Origin of the sequence: Pseudomonas sp. RL_5y_Pfl2_69 (genome assembly GCF_963970465.1) — a bacterium.
Taxonomy (GTDB): Bacteria; Pseudomonadota; Gammaproteobacteria; order Pseudomonadales; family Pseudomonadaceae; genus Aquipseudomonas.
The window spans coordinates 61,280-80,880 of sequence record NZ_CAXAOU010000007.1; the positions used below are offsets into that span (position 1 = coordinate 61,280).

General features: G+C 52.9%; 18 protein-coding genes and 2 pseudogenes. 13 read left to right on the forward strand and 7 right to left on the reverse strand.

All coding sequences use genetic code 11. The features are described 5' to 3' along the window. Positions 1–172: 172 nt before the first annotated feature. The 8 genes and pseudogenes from AACY07_RS13650 to AACY07_RS13685 form a co-directional block, all read left to right on the forward strand. A pseudogene (locus AACY07_RS13650) lies at positions 173–952 on the forward strand (P2 family phage major capsid protein); the annotation flags it as partial. After that, positions 952–1,665, forward strand: coding sequence for a phage terminase small subunit (gene gpM, locus AACY07_RS13655; RefSeq protein ID WP_339475252.1), 714 nt, complete (start codon positions 952–954; stop codon positions 1,663–1,665). The pseudogene AACY07_RS13650 and the gene gpM, both read left to right, overlap by 1 nt. Positions 1,666–1,764: 99 nt before the next feature. Further along, a complete protein-coding gene (locus AACY07_RS13660) occupies positions 1,765–2,226 on the forward strand; it encodes a head completion/stabilization protein (protein WP_339475253.1) in 462 nt (153 codons plus the stop codon). Then, positions 2,223–2,672: a phage tail protein gene (locus tag AACY07_RS13665; RefSeq protein WP_339475254.1), complete on the forward strand. Its 450-nt coding sequence runs from the start codon at positions 2,223–2,225 to the stop codon at positions 2,670–2,672. The genes AACY07_RS13660 and AACY07_RS13665 overlap by 4 nt, the downstream gene beginning before the upstream one ends. Then, on the forward strand, positions 2,662–3,342 hold the full coding sequence (locus AACY07_RS13670) for a virion morphogenesis protein (RefSeq protein WP_271351040.1): 681 nt from the start codon (positions 2,662–2,664) through the stop codon (positions 3,340–3,342). Before AACY07_RS13665 ends, AACY07_RS13670 begins: the two co-directional genes overlap by 11 nt. An 11-nt stretch (positions 3,343–3,353) precedes the next feature. Next, positions 3,354–3,950: pseudogene (locus tag AACY07_RS13675) on the forward strand (DUF2586 family protein); the annotation flags it as partial. A 29-nt stretch (positions 3,951–3,979) separates the two neighbouring features. Then, on the forward strand, positions 3,980–4,933 hold the full coding sequence (locus AACY07_RS13680; RefSeq protein ID WP_339475256.1) for a hypothetical protein: 954 nt from the start codon (positions 3,980–3,982) through the stop codon (positions 4,931–4,933). 15 nt (positions 4,934–4,948) lie between these two features. Then, a complete protein-coding gene (locus tag AACY07_RS13685) occupies positions 4,949–6,655 on the forward strand; it encodes a hypothetical protein (protein WP_339475258.1) in 1,707 nt (568 codons plus the stop codon). Positions 6,656–7,280: 625 nt separating this feature from the next. On the opposite strand, the gene AACY07_RS13690 is transcribed toward AACY07_RS13685, so the two are convergent. The 6 genes from AACY07_RS13690 to AACY07_RS13715 all read right to left on the reverse strand — a co-directional run bounded on the left by AACY07_RS13690 (position 7,281) and on the right by AACY07_RS13715 (position 13,791). Next, positions 7,281–8,000, reverse strand: coding sequence for a hypothetical protein (locus tag AACY07_RS13690; protein WP_339475260.1), 720 nt, complete (start codon positions 7,998–8,000; stop codon positions 7,281–7,283). A gap of 1,230 nt (positions 8,001–9,230) precedes the next feature. After that, positions 9,231–9,902 (reverse strand): (p)ppGpp synthetase, encoded by a 672-nt coding sequence (locus AACY07_RS13695; protein ID WP_339475262.1) that lies wholly within the window; start codon positions 9,900–9,902, stop codon positions 9,231–9,233. Position 9,903: 1 nt separating this feature from the next. Further along, positions 9,904–10,995: a ParA family protein gene (locus AACY07_RS13700; RefSeq protein ID WP_339475263.1), complete on the reverse strand. Its 1,092-nt coding sequence runs from the start codon at positions 10,993–10,995 to the stop codon at positions 9,904–9,906. A 687-nt stretch (positions 10,996–11,682) separates the two neighbouring features. Continuing rightward, positions 11,683–12,795 carry a phage integrase Arm DNA-binding domain-containing protein gene (locus AACY07_RS13705; protein WP_339475266.1) on the reverse strand — a complete coding sequence of 371 codons (1,113 nt, stop codon included), beginning with the start codon at positions 12,793–12,795 and terminating at the stop codon, positions 11,683–11,685. Between the two features lie 85 nt (positions 12,796–12,880). Continuing rightward, positions 12,881–13,189, reverse strand: coding sequence for a hypothetical protein (locus AACY07_RS13710; RefSeq protein ID WP_339475269.1), 309 nt, complete (start codon positions 13,187–13,189; stop codon positions 12,881–12,883). 8 nt (positions 13,190–13,197) lie between these two features. Then, complete coding sequence (locus AACY07_RS13715) at positions 13,198–13,791, reverse strand: hypothetical protein (protein ID WP_339475271.1); 594 nt, start codon at positions 13,789–13,791, stop codon at positions 13,198–13,200. Positions 13,792–14,425: 634 nt separating this feature from the next. Between AACY07_RS13715 and AACY07_RS13720 the strand changes: the two genes are divergently transcribed. Then, positions 14,426–15,637, forward strand: coding sequence for a putative bifunctional diguanylate cyclase/phosphodiesterase (locus tag AACY07_RS13720; protein WP_300728971.1), 1,212 nt, complete (start codon positions 14,426–14,428; stop codon positions 15,635–15,637). A gap of 12 nt (positions 15,638–15,649) precedes the next feature. On the opposite strand, the gene AACY07_RS13725 is transcribed toward AACY07_RS13720, so the two are convergent. Beyond that, entirely contained in the window at positions 15,650–16,297 is a 648-nt protein-coding gene (locus AACY07_RS13725; protein WP_300728974.1) for a LexA family protein, read from the reverse strand. Positions 16,298–16,397: 100 nt separating this feature from the next. Here AACY07_RS13725 and AACY07_RS13730 point away from each other — a divergent pair, with 100 nt between their 5' ends. The 4 genes from AACY07_RS13730 to AACY07_RS13745 all read left to right on the forward strand — a co-directional run bounded on the left by AACY07_RS13730 (position 16,398) and on the right by AACY07_RS13745 (position 19,600). After that, the gene (locus AACY07_RS13730) at positions 16,398–16,619 is read left to right on the forward strand and encodes a hypothetical protein (RefSeq protein WP_133078392.1); all 222 of its coding nucleotides are present in this window, start codon (positions 16,398–16,400) and stop codon (positions 16,617–16,619) included. Positions 16,620–16,952: 333 nt separating this feature from the next. Next, positions 16,953–17,471: a phage regulatory CII family protein gene (locus tag AACY07_RS13735; protein WP_095032275.1), complete on the forward strand. Its 519-nt coding sequence runs from the start codon at positions 16,953–16,955 to the stop codon at positions 17,469–17,471. Then, on the forward strand, positions 17,464–17,682 hold the full coding sequence (locus tag AACY07_RS13740) for a TraR/DksA family transcriptional regulator (RefSeq protein WP_326397709.1): 219 nt from the start codon (positions 17,464–17,466) through the stop codon (positions 17,680–17,682). The genes AACY07_RS13735 and AACY07_RS13740 overlap by 8 nt, the downstream gene beginning before the upstream one ends. Then, on the forward strand, positions 17,672–19,600 hold the full coding sequence (locus AACY07_RS13745) for a toprim domain-containing protein (protein WP_339475283.1): 1,929 nt from the start codon (positions 17,672–17,674) through the stop codon (positions 19,598–19,600). Before AACY07_RS13740 ends, AACY07_RS13745 begins: the two co-directional genes overlap by 11 nt. The last annotated feature ends 1 nt before the right edge of the window (position 19,601 follow it).

The following is a 19,601-nucleotide window of genomic DNA, read 5'->3' on the forward strand; positions in this document are numbered from 1 at the left end:
GTGAAACTTGACGGTAATTTCGGCTTTCTACGTAGATTTTGATTCTACAGCTTGTCCCGATTCAAACCGTTTGTTTGGTGGTCATCCGGTGCATATCGTGGCGGCTCAAATCACCGATTGAGCGCAGTTATCGCCCATGCCCCGTTCCCTTGTTTCGTACTGGAAACGTGTCGCCACCAGCGGCCCGACCACTGATGGTCGTGAAATCCTTCCCCAGGAACTGCGCGATATCGCTGAGACCTACAAGCCGTCTCTGTACACCGCTGTTATCTGGTGCGAGCACGAACGTTGGGCCAAGTTCCCGGACTTTGCCGATCGCTACTCGGCGGCGGTGCAAAAGCAAATCGCCCTGGATCGAATCATGATCGGCTGGCACGGCGTTACAGCTGCTGCTCAGACCAATCTGGCAACCAACCCAATGTTGCAGGACGTCAACAAGGGCTGGCTGCAACTCGCTCGTGAGCAGATCCCTGAACAGGTTCTGGTTGAAGGCGGCGCCGTAGGGTCAGGGAAAATCACCCTCGGCGCCGGCGGCGACTACGAAAATCTTGACGCCCTGGTGCATGACGTCAAACAGATGATCAACTCTGTTTTCCGTGATGGCGGCGATCTGATTGCCATTGTGGGTAGCGATCTGTTGGCGAGTGACAAGGCCAAGTTGTATTCCAACCAGGCGGGCAAGCCGACTGAAAAGGAACGCATTGAAAGTGCCCAGGTCATCGCGACCTACGGCGGTCTGCCTACCTTTACCGTGCCGCACTTCCCGGTCAACGGCGTTGTGGTCACCAGTTGGGACAACCTGTCGATCTACTTCCAGGACAGTAGCTGGCGTCGTCACCTGCTCGAAAACCCGAAGCGTTCCCGCGTAGAAGATTACAACGGTCGCAACGAGGGCTACGTGATCGAGCAGCTGGAAAAATTCGCAGCCGCTGAAAACGTGGAGTTGATCTGATGAGTCTGGCATTGGCGCACAAGCGCCGAGTCCTGGCCGAAGGTCCAGCGGCTGCCCGCGCCGGTGCCGACGTATCGGTGTATTCCGCCGATACCGCATTGTCCAGTCCCGCTAATGGCAAGAAGCACCTGAAGTTGATGGTCGCCGCCATGGCTCAGGATCTGGAGCGAATCAGCGCGATCGACAACCACGGACTGCGCCGACAGCTCAAGCATGACGAACTGCTGCCCAAATACCTGGACTACGTGCAGCTCTACCGCGATTCAGGATTGAATTTCCCTAACTCGGTCGTGATGCAAGTCCTGGTCTGGTTGTTCGATACCGAGCAGTTCGATGCCGGGCTGGACTTGGCACATTTCGCCATCGAGCAAGACCAGCAACTGCCGGAGCGTTTCAAGCGCAACGTGCAGACGTTTGTTGCTGACCAGGTGATCGACTGGGCCGAGGCTGAATACAAGGCCAAGCGTAGCCCCGAACCGTACCTCTCCAACCTGCTGCCTTTGGTTGACGGCGAATGGAAGCTCTTTGAGCGCATTCCGGCCCGCTACCACAAGCAGATTGGGATTCTGGCCTTGGATCAACGCGAGTTTGCGAAAGCCATCACCCACTTTGAACGTGCGGAAGCGTTGTTCGAAAGCATCGGCGTAGGGACACGCCTGGATGGTGCTCGTAAAGCGCTGGCAAAAGAACAGGCAGCGACAGCCGCCGAATAACCGACTTCCCCCCCCGGCGAGAAACTGTGGATGTGAGCCAGCCATTTATGGCCCTGACCCACTGAAACAGTTTTCCCGCCCCTATTTGAGCGGCCAGCGATGAGCTTTTCAGGTAACCCCACTAAGTTTGCGGAACGCCAGATTGAGAACGACGGCTTTTGGCCGGATTTCTCTCTGGCTCAGTTCCAGGAGGCCTATCGCCTCCCAGGGGAATACCTGGTCGAAACGCTGGTCGACGGTTTGACCACGGCGATGATCGAGGTCAATCAAGATCTGGCCAGACTCAAAGCCAGATGGCAGGCGGCAGGTGTCTCCAGCGTTGAATTTGCTGACCCTACGGTGCTACCGGAGCGCACATTTCACGTAGCGACGTACAAGCGCGCCGTGTATTGCCGCGCCAAAGCCAACCTGTTGACCCAGTTCGCCACTATTACCCGCCGTGAAAGTGCCGAAAACACCGGCAAGGAATTGCCTGAGCGATCGGAAACCTTCCTCGCATTCAGCCAGCAGTGTGTTCGTTCTCTTCAGGGCCGTGGCCGCATCACGGTGGCGCTGCTGTGATCAAACTCCTAGCACTCACCACCTACCTGCACGAACGCCGGCTGGTTAAGCCCGAGCAGCTCGACAGCTGGGCCGACCAGGTCAACCTGGAGTTGATCTGGAAACCTGACGTTGACGGCATGCGCATGGGCGATATGCGTTACAGCGCGACGATTGCCCTCGAGCGTTTCGCCGATCATCCCGGGCGTCTGATGGCGTTGGTGGGGAGCTGGCTTGAAGCCAATGACCCGAACCGCGACCGAGATGAGCTGCCGGCGCCGAAGTTCGACATCAGCATGCTCGACAACGACCTAGCCGATGTAGACATCACCCTGGAGTTCAACGAGCCGTTGTATCTGGCCGAGGATCCAGCCGGCGAGATCGAGGCCCACGGTAAGACCTGGGCGTTTGTACCTTTTGATCTTTGGATTGCCGAGCACGGGGAGGTGGGCAGCAATGGCCGCTAACCCGCTCGACCTCGATGTCAGGGGGCTGCTCAGCGTTGACGCCCAACTGGCCCTGCTTGAGCTGCCGCCCCAGCTGCGCCGTCGGCTGCTGAACAACGTCACCAAGCGTGTGCGCTCGATGAGCCGCAAGCGCGTGCGTGAGCAGCAGAACCTGGACGGCACTCCCTTCGCTGAGCGCAAGGGTTCGGCCAAGGGCAAAAAGAAGATGGAAGCCGGGTTGGCCAAGCTGCTGCAGGTCACCCGTGTCAGCTCCGACGAAGCGGAACTGGGCTGGAAAAACGCCCTGACTCGTTGGGTCGCATCACAGCAGCACAACGGGGCCAGCGAGCGGCGTACCGCTGCACAGATGCGCCGCTGGAACAAAGTCCCGCCCGGTATCGCCTGCACGGACAAACAAGCCAAGCGCTTGCGCCGCCTGGGCTTCCGCACGCGGCAGAAGGGCAAAAAAACACTGACCCGGCCCTCGGTAGCGTGGATTCAAGAACACGTGAATTACGCCAAGGCCGGTCTGCTGATCCGTATTTTGAACGATGAACGAACCGAGTCGTCGGGCGCGCAGAGCTGGGACATCACCTTGCCCAAACGCCAGTTCCTCGGTGTGAGCAGCGGCAACGAAACCAGCGACCTGGTTAACCAGGTCTTTCAACAAATCCTTAATTCACCCCGCTAGCGAGGCACTGCATGGCACTCGGCAAAGTCAGCGTTAACAATCTCAATCTGGGCCAGGGTGCCGTGACTGAGATCGAACGCTATTTCCTTTTCATCGGCACCGGCGCAAAGAGCGTCGGCTCGCTGATCCCTTTAAACAATGACAGCGATCTGGACGTCTCGCTGGGCCTTCCGGCCAGTGACCTGAAAACCCAGATCACTGCCGCCAAATTGAACGGCGGCGATCGCTGGGCCTGCTTGGCAGCGCCGATTGCAGCCAATGGCGACTGGTCCGAAGCGCTGGAGAATGCCCAGCAGCAGGGGTTTTCGGTCGAGGCCGTGGTGATCACCACGCCGGTGGAGGAAGGCTCAGATCTGTCGGCCATGCATGACGCGGCGATCGAGCTGAATAACATTTATGGTCGTCGGGTTTTCGTGATGGCGGCGAGTGCCGGTATCACTCCACTGCAGACTTGGGATCAGTACCTGGTCGAGCAGCGGGCTATCACCGCAGATCTTGCCGCGCCGCGTGTCTTGGTCGTGCCTCAGTTGCACGGCAATGACCTGGGCGTACTGGCCGGTCGTTTGGCGAATACTGCAGTGAGCATTGCCGACACCCCCACCCAGGTGACGCTTTCCGGCAACCACATGGCCATCCGATGGAAGAAGCAATCCGCCGCAGTGTAGAGCGGCAATTCCCCGAACTCACCGGCGGCTACCACCTGCCACGCTTTGCCCGGGTTATCGGTGTGGCGGACGCCCCGGCCAGTGCCGGGATCTGCGACGACTTTCGCCCGCGCTATGCCGTGGATCTGCAGCTGCTGGACGAAAACGACGAGCCGGACCCGGCTTTGCCGGTGCTGGCCGGTGTACCGCTGCCGCTGTCCGTGGGCGGAGATGAGATGGGATTTCTGGGCTTTCCCGAGGAGGGCACCCGGGTTGTCGTGTGCTTTGCCTACGGCCTGCCGAACAAGCCCTACGTGCAAACCATCCTTCCGCACGGCCTGAGCCTGCCCAAGGTACCCAAAGGCGACCAGGTGTGGCAGCACAGCGACGCCGCGCAACAACGTGTCGACGCCGACGGCAACTGGTCACGCCAGACCGATGGGCGGATCCGTGACAAGTCCATCGATCGGGAGGTTGAAAGCCTGACCAATACGGAACGCCACCAGAGCAGCACGGTGGAGATCGATGACCACTCGAAGGAGTCCGTCGGCGGCATCAAGTCGATCGAGGCACTGGGCGCGCTCAAGCTGCTGTCTGGCGGGTCCGCAAGCCTGGCCGCACTGGATGATCTGCACCTGGCCAGCGGGCGCGACCTTAACCTGGTCGTGGCGCAAAAGCTGAATGCCACGGTCGGCGGTGACCTGCAAGAACTAATCCAGGGCATCCGCAGCAGCGTGGCCCCAAAGACCTGGCTGGGCTCCGAAGGCGTCAACGTGCTGCAGATTCTCTGTGACCTGATTGACCTGGTGCAAGACATGAATACGCAACTGGCTGGCCACACCCACGTGCCCGGCCCCACACCCAGCCCAACCGATGCCGCTGGATTCACCGCGAAGGCCGCCCTGGTCAAGGCGCTGGCCTCGCAGTTGAAACCCATCACCGCTTGATCGAAGGAATACGACGTGGAACTGAAGAACTTTTTCGCCCAGGACGACGCCGGCAACATGCTCGCCGGTGCGACCTGTTATCTGTATGAGCGCGGCACCGAGAGCCTGGTAGAAGTTTTGCAGGGCCCCAATGGCCTGCCGCTTGGCAACCCGTTTGTGACCGACCGACAAGGTTTGGGCCAGTTTTCAGCGCCCAACGGGCTGTATGACCTTCGCGTCGTAAAGGACATTCGCGATTACCGAATCCGTCTGCAATTTAATGATGTTACAGAGACAGCAGAAATTGCCGAGAACGCGGCCCGGGTACTTGAAGGCAAGTTGAGAGACCCAACTGGCCCGAATAACGGCGCAATAAAGCTAGGGCGTGGTGTTGTGGCCATTGCCACCATGGAAGATCTGATCGCCATAGCCGCTTCGGGTCGCCGTGAAGATTTACGCTATCTCAACGCTGAATACGCAAACGGAACCGGTGTTGGAGGCGGTCAATGGTTCTGGGATCCGTCCGACTGTAGCGCGCTGGTCGCGTCCGATCCGTTGCGAGGGTTATACGCCGCACCTCTCGACGCGCCAACGGGAGGTAAAGGTGCGTTTCGTAGGATCTTCGCAGACGACATGGACGCGTCATGGTTCGGGGTGGTTTACGGTAAGACCGTAGACGCCTTGCCCGCACTAACGGCGGCGGCTGTATTAGTTAAACAAGGGCTTAGTTTAATAGCGTCGGGCGACATATTGCTGAGTGGGACGTGGAACCTTTTTGGTTTGCCCCCCGAGACTCTATCGCGTATCACTATCTTGGGAATTATATATGCCGCCGCAGGTGACTTCACTCCTGTAAAGATTTCTGGGCAACGTTATAAATTTCGAACTTTGGGAATGACCCGGTTGGGGGGCGCTCGCACAGGTCGTCCTATGGAGATACGTTCAACGTTCGGGGCCGAAGTTAGTCTCGGTTTCGTCGACAAGTTCGATCAAGGCGCATTGGGAGTGGGAGAGCGTGGCCACTCTGGTATCAACGGTATTGGTTGGCTTAAGTTTGAAGCAAACACGATTAATGTTGCCGGGACCTGCTTCCTTGGAACGACCGAGCTAGGGGGCTGGTTCAATGAGAGCAAGATAGAAATCGCCTCTTTGTATGGTACTGATGGTATTCACTTCAAAGAAGGCGTTGGACAAACATCAAGGTTCGATGGGATCAAGATCATCAAGCCTGGGTACGAAAAGATATCTGGTACTTGTCAGGCTCTCGAGTTCGCCACACGCACAACGACAGAAGACTGGCGGATAGAAAGCGCAACAGGGACTGTAGCCTTTAGCGAAGATGAGGGATGCTCCCGCAACGTCTACCGCGGCTCTTGGGCAGTGGTGGATACGAAGCTGAGGCTGAACGGGATACTTTCGAGGTTTGAGGCGCAGATCATTGACGCCAACGGTGCTACTCGTGCGGTGTCTGCGCAGCAGGGTGCAGACGGCGAGTGGTCGTATGAAAGCGTAGCAGCGGGGGCGAGTACAGCTTTTGCGAACTCCATAGATCTACGAGTTAAAACCCCAGGAGTTGGCCTTCCAATGCGCCTCAACGTGAAGGACCCGAACGGAAACGCCGGGTACATTGAGGTGAAGAAAGATAGAACAGACCAGGAGGTTCTTCATGGCACCCCGTCGGCGTCGGTGCTGCCTGGCACTACTTTGGTGATGGTGTCATTAGGCCCGGGGGGGGGCCATTGACCCTGACAATGGATCTCGGATTGGAGTACCTCGGCTGTACCATCTTTCTGAATGTCTCTTCTTATATTTCATCAAATACTTTGACAATCAAGAAATCTACTGGGGCCACAACTGCCGGAGCTAGTGTTACATCTGCAGGTTTGTATTCGCTGGCTTTTGTGAGAGATCTGTGGCTGATCAGTAAAATTGGCGAGCCATACAGACCATAACTTAACTATAGGGATAAATCATGGCGCTTAAAATTGACGCGGATTTCAAAGGTATATCAGTGCAGTCTGCCTATGTCACTGTTGTAAGACCTTCCGTTTCATTGAATAAGAGGTATGTAAATTTTGATATTTGGTACAGTTCTGAAGAGGGCCGGGAACCATTTATGACTAGCCTCGACACTGCCCCGTATAATTTGGATGGGGATAATGTTTATGTTCAGGCCTATACGTATTTAAAGTGCTTGCCGGCCTTCAATGGGGCGCTAGATTGCTGAGGCGGCCTCGGCTATGAATCTGGCACTTCAGCTGTCTAGGCCGGATGGAGTGAGATGTAGGCGGAGTGCACGCAGGCCGCTGCAAAGTGGCGGCCAAATAAAAAATTCAGTAAAAGCCCATCTAAGGCTTTTACTGTTGAGTTAAGCCTTTTCTTCTATCATTCCATGGATGCCCATAAACTGAATATCTAGAAAGTGCTTATTTCTTACGAGAGTTTCAATTTGGTTCGTTCTAAACATGATTGGGCGTGCATTGATTGAACCGTCCCATGCCTTAAATAGAAACTTCTCCGCTTCCCTGTATCCAATTCCCCAATGCTCCACGAAAGCATTAAGAAACGTCGTCATAGCAATTAGTGCCGCCTTTGCATCCTTGTCGGTGTAAAGTTCAAAGTCCCTCCCGAGCAGCTTATGTTTGGTGTCTTGTCCCTTCCTAGGTGGTGGTTTTATCTCGGTGTGAGTTATGCCACTAGGCCCATTGTTTGTTTCAATGATCACCTTTCTGGAATTCACCTTGGGATGAACCATGTTATTTCTATTTCCGATCATATTGGCGATCGTCTGCACATGAGCATCCCCACGCGGTAGTTCTGTATTTGTGTGCCACTGCAACACAAAGTCGAACTTATCCAGAGTCTTTAGCTTGTCTAGCTCCGTCAACAATTTGTCGTTCATTACAATTGATTGTAGGAACGAGTTGGCCTCTGCCTCAAGTGCGCAGTTCACAGACAAAACTGATGCCTTAGCCATAGCGCTATTCGAATCCGAATTCTCACAGGCCGCGGCTGCCTCATAAAGCATCACCGCATCCGTGAAGATCAGCACGAAGTTATTCTCCCAGATTGTCACCTCACGACGCATATCTCTTCCTATTGATAGTAACCGAACGATTATCCTTGGTACAGGTTAGCACCCTGGGCAGACTGAGCCGGAGGATGGGTGACCAGCGCCGAGAAAAACTTTGTGCGCAAAAAAAAATGCCCCAAAAAGCACTTATCCCCCTCCCGCCGACGGGGTTTGCGTCCTTTTTTTATGCAAAACGGGATGTAGTGCAAAAGAACCTGCAGCCCAGGCGGGCCGTGGGGCTCTGCAGGTGATCTGCCATTTCACAGAATGCAAAGTTTTGAAGGGAAATGCAGCGCGGTTGCACAGTGGTGTGTTGAGCTGTCACGGAGAGGGTGTTGCTGGCGTGCCCGGTTTCATTGGGCGAAAACTTTTAAAACGTAGGTTTCGGTGTGTTTTCAATAACGCGCACGGTCTTTTTTGGGGTGGAGATTGGCGTGGGGCGGGGGTAGGCTGAATTCCCTGCAGGCCACGACTGACGGGAGTTATGGCGTCTTTGATGGATTTCACAGCACTGAACACGATCGACGATCAGCTTTGCCTTTATGCCACGGATTCAGGCTCCCTGAAAAAACATCGTTTTATTGATATTGATTCATAACGGTAGGGTGGTCGTTTGAAAAAGAGCGATATCAGCTATACGGGGGAGGTGATGGGTCTGGAGGCCCCGGTTTTACTGGGCTTTTGGTATTACAAGGTAAGGTAATATGAAGCGATATGAAAAGTAATATTTCTGTAAAGCTCCCGGTTTCATTGGGTTTTAAAGAATAGAAATATAGCTTTTAAGAAAGGTAATACTATCGCCTTTCTATCGCTGATATATCGCCTTTCCAAAAAAACGCTGGAGGCCTTGATCTATAAGGGCTGTAGGCGTTTTTCGCGGTGGATGTTACTAATGTTACTATTTTTTCTGGCCTCTGCAAATTTTAGGATTGGCACAAAAAATGGGGGGGTATCAGATCACCACACCTCAAATGCTTGCAGTCATCTTCATGCACCGCTGGAGGCTTTGAGGTCATTGGAGCAGTCCGCTCCAATGACCTTGAGGAGCATAAAATTGCTACAAGCAGCCGTTTGTCCGTTCCTCGTTCTTCAAGTCAGATCTGTTGATCTCTGAATAGGTCGTAACCCATCAACGAAAAACCTGAGATTTTACAGTCGTGATCGGTAGCAACTTAAGACAGTTAACGGTCAGAAAATCAATGGGACATATCAAAAAGTGGTGATTGAGTGTTCGCGCAACCAATTTTATTTTTTGGGTTTAGTGGTCTCATGTGTAGAGAAAATTGAGTCAACTAGCCTGCTTCCTGCGCCAATTAGTTTAGCTAACACCAATATTTGGTCTCGGCAAGCGCTGCTCTGAGCCACCTCAGGATAATTGATTGAATGGTCAACTTCTCCCCATATTTCTTCAAATAGTGTCCGGATTTGTATCTCGCAAGTATAAGGTGATTCTTCATATTGCTTTATTACATAGTGAAGACTTGTATAAAAGCTAGTCTTAAAGTAGACGGTATACCCAAGTCCCTCAAAAAATGTTTTGGCTTCGGGGTCCCATGTGTATGCTTTTGGTTCCTCGACTAAATACCATTCTTTGCGCTGCAATCGTCTATCGATTAATTCTTTTATTTTAGTGAATTGTTGTTGGTGTAATAGCAGTACGCGAACGCCGGCCAGATCAGTTACTCTTTCAAATAAGTTATCTGCTGTTATTGGGTTTTCGCTATCCCATTTTCTTTGCAGTTTTTCTTGCAAATGCTCAGGGTCTTTCATGCGATACTTAACGGAGTGTACATGTTTTCTGACCTCCGGATGTCTATTGAAAAAGTCGAAAACATACCGCATCCACATTTCAATATCGCCGAAATTGGATTTAAAGTGCTGGATTACAGGGTCAAATACACCTTCTTCGTACTTCATTTCAAGGCATCCGTGACAGAAGATCTATAGCGAAAGCTATATATTTTTCCCTGGTAGCTTCGTAGGTGGTTCTGTTTCCAGATATTGTGGAAATGTCATCTGTTTCTAGAGTTGGGCAACTCGGGACTTTCCATATTGGCAAGTGATATTTCTGGGCCATATTTGGCAGCGTATTGTGAGTGTGCATTACAGATGTGCTACCGATTGGCTCTTCGAGTTGCGGGGTAGTGAGCTCTTTTACAGCGTCATAGTCAATATATTCTTTAATGGTAGGAGGGATCTGCAATGCGTAATTATAGTGTGCTGTGGCAAGGTCCCACTTGTTTCGACTTGAGTATTTTTTTGAGTTGTATATTGTGTATCCAAGAAGTCTTACAAATTCATCGGGAAAGCTAGACCGTTTTTCTGGAGGAAGCAAGGAGTACAGGGAGTTAAATTGTTTTTTCCAGGCGCTTAGCGAGTTGCCGATGTTGCGAATGCCATATAGCGAGAACATATCCGGCATGCAAGGAATTACAATTCCGTCAGTGGTGGATATAATTACTTTGTTTAGTATTCCAAGGCTTGGGGATGTATCAAAAATTACTATTTTATAACCAAATTGCCTTGCGTAAGCCTCTGCTATGTCTTTGAATTTTGTGAGGGTTCGAATGGCGAGCGGGTCCCCTTGGTACGCCTGAGGGAATCTGTTAGCGATTCGATCTTCGAACATATGAAGCGTCAGGCGACCAGGTATGAGATCTAAATGGTTATCTAGTTTTTTGGGCGGACTCAAGACTGCTTGGTCGGACACGCCATCTTCAGTTGGTTTAAGTATGTAGTGAATAGAACGTGTGGATGCATTTATTTGTTGCATTTTTTTACTAGATATTGATTTTGATGCTGCTTCAAAGTCAATAATAAATGGGTCTTCAGTTTCCCATATTGAATGCAGTTCTTCAGCATCCATGCTTAAAATAGTCAGATTGCACTGGGGGTCTAGATCAATCAGAAGAGTGGGGATGCCCATCTCGGATAGCGCATGGGCCAGATGAAATGTTAGTGTCGTTTTCCCAACGCCGCCCTTATTATTAAATATAGTAATTGTATTCACTTAAGTTCCTTTTGTGTGCGTTCTTCAAGGGTTATGTCTTGACTTTAATCTATTTTTCGCCCTAAAGACAAGATCTGAAACAGTCAGTGTTTCTCATCACGACTGAAGCAAATTGATTTATGAAGTAAATTCGATTTTTCTTGGCATTCATCGATGATTGCGTTAGGCCCAGCTTGGTAAGGGCTCAACGACCGATTCTTCCGGTTATCTACCTGATACGAAGGTCGATAGACATCGCGGCTCGACCAATTGATAGGATTTCAATGGTATACAACTGGTACGGACGAAACCGAAGGTTCATGGAGACCCTGGTTTAAAAGCCTTTGTTACCAATAGCTCCAATGCATCATCGGGGCTAGGCTGAAGTAGCTGGATAGCATTTCATGCCTGTAGGCTTGAAAAGTACTAGGTCGGTAGGTAAACGGTGGGGGCCAAAAAGGCCGAGTGACTTTTCGAGTGACTTTGTCACTCACGGTTCAGCATTGTTGGGCATCGTTGCAGCGAGCGCCAAGCGCGAAGCCTTGAAATTAGCGGCTTGTAGAGATACAAGCTTGAATGGGGTGCTAGGGGTCGAGTGTTCGAATCACTCCGTCCCGACCATATTCTGTAAGGGAATCAAGGGTTTAGGCCTTTGATTCCCTTTCTCGTTTCTGCCTTGCGCAAAACTGGCGCAAAATGGGCGCAAAACTAACCGGTAATTTCGCTGATATTCAGATCTGGAATCGCATCCGACCAGATCACATCGGCGTGGTCTTTCTGGTAGTTCTTGGTCATGGTCTCGCTGGCATGGCCTGCAATGGCTTGGCCATCTTTACCGGCTCTTTTGTACAGGTGCAGCGACAGCGCGCGCACTTCGTGAAAGCCCGGCATTTCCTCTTCTTTCCAATCCGCATAACAGCCAGCAAGTTCCCGCGCCTCTTTAAAGGAGCGTGTAAGAAAGCGATCCTCAACCTTGGTCCAGTGTTCTTTAGTCTGCGCCTGCTTCTGCAGCAGTCGTTGTGGCTTACGATGAATCAGGAAGGGGGAGGCGATATTGTCCTGGCAGCGGGTTATGACGGTCTGCAGTTCGTCAGTTACCTTGAAGCGAATCCACGCAGTATCACTGGCCTTGGCTGTCTTCTTTTGTACCAGGTACAGGAAACCATCCCGAACGCCATCAAAACGCATGTCCAGAATGTCGGAGCGACGTTGAGCAGTGATCAGTGCCAGGTCGATCGCGTTGCGCAGCCAGGGTGGGGCCACCTCCCTGATCGCCTTCAGGCCTTCCACTGTATGGCGCTTGCGTTGCTTTTTCTCGATACGGTTTATGGTGCTCGATGCCGGGTTGTCCGGGCATAAACCCTTGGAAGCTGCGTGATTGAAAATATCTACCAGCAGAGCGCGACTTTGATTGGCGCTCCTTGGGGTCAGTGAGTCCAGCAGTTCGGCAACCATACGAATGGTTATTTGATCGACGGCTTTGCCCTCAAAATACTTTCGGAAGCGTCTGAAGTGAACGGCGTACAGTCCGAGCGTACCCTTGGCCAACTCGCGGGGAGGCAAGATCTCTGCTTCGTATTTATCCAGAAAACCCGCAAATGAGCCCGATGGATTGCCCATGACAGAGCGGACCAGATCGGCGCCTTGCATAAAGGCCAGGTTGAGCTGTTTTGCGGCATCAATGGCCCTGATCCGATCGGTACCGAATTGAAACCACTTACCGTCGCTTGGGCGACGGTAGCGGTAGGTCGAGCGGCGTGGATCAAAGTACAGGTTCTGCGGCAGGTGTTTGTTCGCACTATTGCGTGGCCGTGGAGCCATCAGGCAACTCCTCTTAGCACCATAGCGACCAGATCGTTGCCGTCAGCTATGTTCAGTGCGTTCCAGTCCACATACCAGAGCGAGCCTATCTGCTCGCCCGGCAACTTTCCGTTGCGGATGTAATTGCGTATGGCTTGCGAGCAGAGCGGTGTCCCGTTCTCACCCCACCGGCGGCGTTGGTACCGGGCTGACGTACCCGGGTTGATTGGCTGTACTGCATGCCGAGTTCAGCGTGGAACCAATTGCTGTCTTTGACCCGCAAATACTCGCGGTCCCGAACCGGGAAGGCGGGCAAGTTGCGCTCGTTAAGCAGTCCTTTTTCGCGCATCAACTTGATCAGTTTTGGCCGGGTAGTGCCCAGGTATTCAGCGGCTTTGGCGAGGGTGCGTTCCATAGCACCCCCTAGGCTGCGAGCTGGGCAGAAGCTGCCGACGCGACCAAGTGATTGAGGGACTGCAGCAGCCGCTTAAAACTGTGCTGATCGTCGCCATAAGCCGTAAAGCACTGAGTGCGCGGACAGTTGTCGCCGGCGACCAGAATTGCCGTGATGCCTTTACTGCTTTGCGTGCGATGCACTGCCAGGCTTATAGGTTCACCCAGACCCACATCGAGCAACAACGAACCTCCATTGCGCACCAACTGGTTCAGACTCTCTTGTTGATTGGTATCCAGTAGTTGGCCGCGGTCGAAAGATTCAGCCAATACGCGCGGTGTTGCGGGCTCGGCAGTATCCATGCGGCCATTTGCGATGGACTCAATAAACTCAGCGAGCATACGGTGTGTGTCTTTGTTGGGGTCATACACCGTCAGACTGTGCTTCTCATCGCCGGAAACAATGGTGAAAAGCGTACTGGAGGAACTGCGTTCAACCTGCAGCACGAAAATCAACGGCAGATTGGTATTTTTGAAGCTGCACGAGTGGTGAAACGTACCGTTCAAATTGATCTGCGCCGCCAGTAGGCGAAGGGTTTTATCCGCCAAAGAAAACCGGTTCATGCTGCATTCCCTCCGTTGTTCGGATCAAACGGTGCAGGGCGATTGCTGTGCGGGATCAGCCGGGGCTTGTGGTTGTGAAGGATGACCAAGCAGCCTGTGGTGGCTTGCAGCTGCTCGATCAGTCGACGGTTACTGGCGCACGCTGGGTGGACGTGAAGTGTTGCTGTGGTGTGCATGGTGTTATCTCGCTTTGTGGTGGGAGAGTGCGAGAGATATTAACCTCAAAGGTTATCTTGTCAAATAATTTACCTTTGGGGTTTCTTTTGTGTCTGCGATCTTCAGGTTTAGAGCGAAAGTAGGGAGATTTCTTGATCGAGTGAGCGGATGGTCGCAGGCCGTTGGGATTAAGCTACTCTCGATGTGTCTCCTCAGTGCTCGAGAAATCGAGGGTGACCCAGTGTTTAGCTCGCATCTGAAAGTTGAGCAGGCTGAAAACTAGTGATTATTCAGTCATGGAGAGATGGCAGTGGTGAAAGCGATGCGCTGTGAGTCTAGTAGGCGATGGTTTTCTAGAAAATTTCCTGATAAGGCTCAATGGCCTCGTATCAAGCGGCTACTTAGATTTAGTGGAGTCGTCTGTATTATTCATGGATTGACTTGGGGCTTCTACTACGCAACTCACGCTATGAGTGTTATGGCTCTATTACTGTTTGCGCTCGTATTATTAGGTGTTGGATGTATATTCGTAGCAAAGAGGTTTGAGCTCTTTTCCCTAAGTTTGATTGCTCATGTTTTTTTGACCATTGCAGTTTTTGCCAGCCTAGCCGATGTGCCTTCAGCTTACAGTGCTAGGTCTGCACATTTATTCCTATTACCGATTGGGATTTCAGCATTTTTCTTATTTCGTAGTGATGGGTTTTATTTGCGGTGGGTATTTCCTGTGGTGTGCTTTTCAGCGTTAGTTGTTATATCAAACTACTCTCTAGATTTAGGTCCTCATCTGGAGCTATTGCCGGCTGATGTCAGTAAGTTAGGTCATGATTTGAACCGTGCTACTGCTATTGCACTCACTATCTGTGTGTTGGCGATATTTCGTGAGGACTTGAGCTCGAAAGTTGAGTCATATAGGTCGCTCGCTAGAGCGGTATCTCAGCGGGAGTTATGTTCGTATATGCAGCCGCAAGTAGCCATTGATGGAAAAGTAATAGGTGCTGAAGTTTTGTTGCGATGGAATAGACCTGGCTACGGTGTACAGTCTCCGGCTGAATTTATTCCTCTTGCTGAGGAAACGGGACTGATAAATGAAATTGGTCTAATGGTTATTGAGGATGCTTGTCGACATCTGAAATCTTGGTCTGTAATGCCCAGTGTGAATAAGTGGGTGCTTTCAGTGAATGTCAGTCCTTTACAACTTGCCTCACAAACATTTGTCGAGGATGTCCGTGAAATTATGCGAAAAGTTGGAGTCTCCGGAGATAAGTTGTGCTTGGAAATTACCGAATCTGTTTTTGCTAGTGACCTAAATTCGACAGCTTCCAAAATGAAAGCTCTTAGTGATGATGGGATTTCATGGTCGCTTGACGATTTTGGAACAGGTTTCTCTTCTTTGTCATTGTTGCAAACGCTACCTTTGCATGAGCTAAAGATTGATCAGTCGTTTATTTTTGATATTGAGAATGACGCCAGTAAACGCGAGCTTGTGAGGAAGATAATAGAAATAGCAGATATATTAGGCGTTTCTACGATTGCTGAGGGGATAGAAACAAAGCAGCAACGTGAATATCTTGAATCTATGGGTTGTGCAGCATTTCAAGGTTATCTTTTCGGTCGCCCAATTGTGGCAACGGAATTTCTGACAGAGTACAGGCCAGCCTTGAATATTAGTGTTGGAAGCTCTACTGGCTAGAGATGATTTTAATTATAAGTCAGAGATTTTCCATCTGGCCCGACCACAAATACTCCACTCTTCAGTCATTCGAATGATGCGCTCCGGCCAATCAGGATTGATGGCGTAAAGATAAAGCTCATTCCCTTCCTGTTTCAGCTGTTTAAGCGTAGTCGCTTCATCTCGGGTGCGTTTTGCTGCAACAAAATGCCCAGGGAAAGCATCCAGAGACGGATCAATCACTACCTTATCGCCTTCCATAAACTTGGGTTCCATGCTGATACCCTCAACGCGCAGGATGAATGCACGCGGACCCACCGGGCCTGGTGATTCGATCCATTCTTCAGCGTCGCGTGGGTCAAAGCTCTCTTCTGAAGAGCACCATGCCCCAGCAGCGATTGAGCCAATCACCGGTAATTTCCTACCGGTGTAGCCCATAACAGTACCGTTATCAAAGTTTGCGAAACCATGTGGTATGTCGAGCGAGCCGTTAGGCAGGCTGAGAGCTCTTTCAATTTCGCGCGCAATTTGATCGCCAATTCCTTTGGTTGGGTTTTTCCCGCCGAAAGCGCTCACTTGCGCAGGCGCTTTGCCGAGCAACTCAGCAATATCGATCAGGCGTAGTTTTTTTTCGGCCAGGATCTGGCGGAAATTATGCAAGCGGGTATCTGAAATTCTCATGCTGTGATTGTGCCTAGATTAACCTATGGGGTGAATGTCCTTTGAGGTATTGCCAAAATTAACCTTTGCGGTTAAATTGCATCTCCCGGAGGTACACCACATGAAATTGCGTGACTACATCGACAGCTTAGATTCAGAGGCACTGCTGGCTTACGCCGGGCGTTGCAAGATCGCGGTTAACTACCTGCGTCTGCACGTAAAGTACGCAAGCAAAGACCCAAGTGTTTCGCTGATCAAGTCATTGGCCCGCCAAAGCGAAGGTTGCGTATCGCTTGCTGAGGTTCTGGAACACTTTGGTGTGACGGAAACCAAGGCAGCGTAGAAAGAAAAAAGGCGACCAATAAGGCCGCCCAGTTCCTCCCGGCACACACCACCACAGTGTCGCTGGGTCGCGGTCAAGGTAGGCGGGCACACCACATGCAATTCCACCTTCCTTTACCGCGCTTTCCAAGGCTCGGAAGCTTTGGGTACTGCCTTCTCCACCACAGATCTGGCAGCTGTTGCGCCAGAGGTGAGCGACGGATCGCTCGCCTCGGCACGGTGCCGGTTTCGATCTTAAGAATCTAGACCGGCTTTTTGGGCCCTTACAAGCCACGCGGCAAATGTACCACCACAGCACGCCGCGCGGCACTGGCAACATTCAAGGATTAATGCCATGAGCCGTATTGCTCTTAGTTGCACCCAACGAGCGCGTCGCGAAATTCTGCCGCTCGATTTGGCCCTGTATCACGCTGCCCGCGATTACCCGGGTGGCGCTGCCGCCATCGCCGCCACCACCGGCCGTAATCCCACCACGCTGCAGCACAAGCTGTCTCCGACCCACCCAAGCCACACGGTGAATGTTCAAGAGTTCGCCGAGATCCTGGAACTGACCAAAGACCGCCGCATCCTTGATGCGGTGCACGCGTTGGTGGGCGACACGATCTGGCAGGAACTGGCCGAGGCCTATACCGACGATATGCCCGAGACGCTGACCACTGGCCTTGCCGTGTATTTCCGTCAGGTAGCAGATCTGGCCGACACCTGGGCCAAGAGCATTGGCGACGGGGTAGTCAGTGACCGCGAATTGGCCGAGATCCGCCTTCAGGTGTTTCGCGGCATTCAGGGACTGCTGGGTATGTTCAATCGTGCCTGCTACGTCAACTCGACTACGCGGGGTGCTGACCGTGGCTGATATCGCAGATTTTGCTAATGACCTGGTGCAGGAACGCATCGACTTGGCACTGGCAGCGCGCAAAGCGCAGCCAGTATTTGCGTCTTTTGAGTTTTGTGTGGATTGCGAGTCGGTCATTCCTTTGGCCCGTCGCTTGGCCGTCACCAGCTGCACGCGCTGTGCGGCCTGCCAACAACTGAACGAACAAGTAGGTAGCCGTTATGCTCGATGACGTACTCGGTCAATTCGCTGACCACGGTCTTGAACCTGCGCAACCCCTTACGTTCGGCAAGCTGACCCGCTGCAAGACCACGCAAGACAAGGGCAAAGAGAAAAACGGCTGGTATGTGATCCATGAGCACCGCACCGAGAATAACGAGACGCTGATTTTCGGCAGCTTTGGTGATTGGCGTTCGGGCGAGAGCACCAAGATCAAGGTCAAGGCCGGGCGCATGAGCCAGGAGGAGCGTGACGTTATGCGCGCTCGCCAGGAAGAAGGTAAACGCCGCGCCGCCGAGATTGCCGCGAACGCCGCCCGCCGTGCTGCCAATCGAGCGTCTGGCCTGTTCAAGCGTATGCCGGAGAAGGGTCGTAGCGCTTATCTGGATCGTAAACAGATCGTCGGTATGGGTGTCCGCTACGCACCGCGCTCTGGTGCGGTGTTGGTACCGATGAGCAACGTGCGGGATCAGATCGTCGGGCTGCAGGTGATCTATCCCGAGAAACAACCAGATACCGGACGCGACAAGTCCTATTGGCCTTATGGCATGTCCAAAGAGGGCGCTTTTCACCTGATTGGCCCGCACCCTGAGCCGGGCGAACCCGTCCTGGTATGTGAGGGCTACGCCACCGGCGCAAGCCTGCATATGGCCACTTCGTTGACGGTGGCCATTGCTTTTGACGCGGGTAACTTGAGCGGGGTGGCCAAAGCCATGCGGGAGCGTTTCCCGGGTCGCGCTTTGATCGTGTGCCGCGATGATGACTGGAAAACCAAACGCCCCAATGGCGAGCCTTGGAACCCGGGCGAAGAAAAGGGCAGCAACGCGGCTTTGATCGTTGGTGGTCAGGTTGTTGGTCCGGTCTTTTCGGGCGAGCGCGAGATCAAGTGGACCGACTTCAACGACCTGCATTGTGCCGAAGGGTTGGACGCTGTTCGCCGCCAGGTGTTGTCGGTGGTCAGGCCACCTGCTGCAGGCGGGTGGAAAGACCAGCTCGCACGTACTGAAAACGGCTCGTTGATAGCCCATATGCAAAACGTCGAACTGATCCTGGGCAACGATGAGCGCTGGGCCGGTGTGATCACCTTCAGCGCCTTCAGTTCCAAGATCGTCAAATTGCGCACGCCCCCGTATGGCGGCGGCACCGGGGATTGGGGTGATATCGATGACATACGCGTTATGAAGTGGCTGGCCCAGCAATACAACCTGCGCGTCAAAGCCTCCAGCGTGATTGAGGCGGTCAGCGTTGTGGCCCATGACAACTCCTTTCACCCAGTACGCAACTACCTGAACAAGCTTGAATGGGACCGCGTGCCGCGCCTCGATACCTGGCTGACCACGGTCATGGGTGTGGCCCAAAGCGGTTACAGCTCCAAGGTAGGTACCTGGACCATGTACCACTGGGGCACGGGGACTGCGTGGAGCGGCTACCAGCCCCGGGCAATGATGGGTGCCTGTCGTGCGTGGTACGAGCTGGTCAGTCAGGGCAGGGCGGTACCGCCCAAACTTAAGGCCTATGCCGAGAACTGGTTGGCTTGGTTGATCACCTTTACCAAAACCTCAGACGGCATCCTGCCCACTGACTTTCCCATGACCAGTGTCCCGCAGCCTGAACTGGATGGTTTCACCGGCCATGTGACTGGGCTGTGGTTGGCCGGTGCCTGTCTGGCCGGGTTGGCGGGCTCTCAGGTAGAAGGACTGGATTATCTGATCGAGGCCTGTGTGACCGAGCTGCAGAACAACTATGTGGTGACGCCGGTACCGGGTCAGCCCATGAACGGCAGCTGGTCGCCGGCGGTGCGGCTGGGCACGGACAACGGCATGTTCTTCGGCTTTTGGGCCGGGGAAATTCTGCGCGGCCTGGGTCTGTACGTCCTGTACCGCAACCTTGGCCCCGGGGCGAATATCTATGGCGCTCCCATGCCAACGTAAC

What these genes read in the sequence shown, in the direction of transcription:
- gpM (WP_339475252.1), top strand. Translation starts at nt 952, where the DNA reads ATGAGTCTGGCATTGGCGCACAAGCGCCGAGTCCTGGCCGAAGGTCCA.
- AACY07_RS13660 (WP_339475253.1), top strand. Translation starts at nt 1,765, where the DNA reads ATGAGCTTTTCAGGTAACCCCACTAAGTTTGCGGAACGCCAGATTGAG.
- AACY07_RS13670 (WP_271351040.1), top strand. Translation starts at nt 2,662, where the DNA reads ATGGCCGCTAACCCGCTCGACCTCGATGTCAGGGGGCTGCTCAGCGTT.
- AACY07_RS13680 (WP_339475256.1), top strand. Translation starts at nt 3,980, where the DNA reads ATGGAAGAAGCAATCCGCCGCAGTGTAGAGCGGCAATTCCCCGAACTC.
- AACY07_RS13690 (WP_339475260.1), bottom strand. Translation starts at nt 8,000, where the DNA reads ATGCGTCGTGAGGTGACAATCTGGGAGAATAACTTCGTGCTGATCTTC.
- AACY07_RS13695 (WP_339475262.1), bottom strand. Translation starts at nt 9,902, where the DNA reads ATGAAGTACGAAGAAGGTGTATTTGACCCTGTAATCCAGCACTTTAAA.
- AACY07_RS13705 (WP_339475266.1), bottom strand. Translation starts at nt 12,795, where the DNA reads ATGGCTCCACGGCCACGCAATAGTGCGAACAAACACCTGCCGCAGAAC.
- AACY07_RS13710 (WP_339475269.1), bottom strand. Translation starts at nt 13,189, where the DNA reads ATGGAACGCACCCTCGCCAAAGCCGCTGAATACCTGGGCACTACCCGG.
- AACY07_RS13715 (WP_339475271.1), bottom strand. Translation starts at nt 13,791, where the DNA reads ATGAACCGGTTTTCTTTGGCGGATAAAACCCTTCGCCTACTGGCGGCG.
- AACY07_RS13720 (WP_300728971.1), top strand. Translation starts at nt 14,426, where the DNA reads ATGGCTCTATTACTGTTTGCGCTCGTATTATTAGGTGTTGGATGTATA.
- AACY07_RS13725 (WP_300728974.1), bottom strand. Translation starts at nt 16,297, where the DNA reads ATGAGAATTTCAGATACCCGCTTGCATAATTTCCGCCAGATCCTGGCC.
- AACY07_RS13730 (WP_133078392.1), top strand. Translation starts at nt 16,398, where the DNA reads ATGAAATTGCGTGACTACATCGACAGCTTAGATTCAGAGGCACTGCTG.
- AACY07_RS13735 (WP_095032275.1), top strand. Translation starts at nt 16,953, where the DNA reads ATGAGCCGTATTGCTCTTAGTTGCACCCAACGAGCGCGTCGCGAAATT.
- AACY07_RS13745 (WP_339475283.1), top strand. Translation starts at nt 17,672, where the DNA reads ATGCTCGATGACGTACTCGGTCAATTCGCTGACCACGGTCTTGAACCT.